Source organism: Enterobacter vonholyi, from assembly GCF_008364555.1.
GTDB lineage: Bacteria > Pseudomonadota > Gammaproteobacteria > Enterobacterales > Enterobacteriaceae > Enterobacter > Enterobacter vonholyi.
The window spans coordinates 1-782 of record NZ_VTUC01000030.1 but is presented as its reverse complement, the minus strand read 5'-3'; the positions used below and the strand labels follow the sequence as shown (position 1 = coordinate 782).

Genomic DNA, 782 nt, shown 5'->3' with positions numbered 1-782 from the left:
TCCACGTTCAGGCGCACCACCGGCTCGGTATTGGACGAGCGCAGGTTAAAGCGCCACTGCGGGAACGCCATGCTGATGCCGTCGGTACGGTCAATTTCCAGCGCGTGGATCGCAAAGTGCTGCTCCACGCGGGCAATCGCCTCGGCCGGCTCCGCCAGCTTGCTGTTGATCTCCCCGCTCGCCGGGAACGCCGCCATACGGTCGCGTACCAGCTCGCCCAGCGTCTGTCCCTTCAGGCACAGCAGCTCGGTCACCAGCAGCCACGGGATCATCCCGCTGTCGCAGTAGGCAAAGTCACGGAAGTAGTGGTGGGCGCTCATCTCGCCGCCGTAGATGGCGTCTTCTTCGCGCATGCGCTCTTTGATGAAGGCGTGACCGGTTTTGGACATCACCGGCGTGCCGCCCGCCGCTGACACCACGTCGACGGTGTTCCAGGAAAGACGCGGGTCATGAATGATTTTCGCGCCCGGGTTTTTCTCAAGGAACGCTTCCGCCAGCAGGCCGACAATGTAGTAGCCCTCGATGAACTGCCCTTTCTCGTCGAACAGGAAGCAGCGGTCGAAGTCACCGTCAAAGGCGATGCCCATGTCCGCACCGTGCTCAATCACCGCGTTGCGGGTGTCGTCGCGGCACTCCGGCAGCAGCGGGTTAGGAATACCGTTCGGGAAGTTGCCGTCCGGGGTGTTGTGCACTTTCACGAAGGTCACCGGCACGTTCAGGGCCTTAAAGCGCGCCTCCAGGGCATCGACAACCGGGCCGGCCGCGCCGTTGCCGGAGTTAAT

Annotated in this window: 1 pseudogene; it reads right to left on the bottom strand. The window is 63.0% G+C overall.

The features are described 5' to 3' along the window. Positions 1-782: pseudogene (gene cpsG, locus F0319_RS18815) on the bottom strand (colanic acid biosynthesis phosphomannomutase CpsG); the annotation flags it as partial.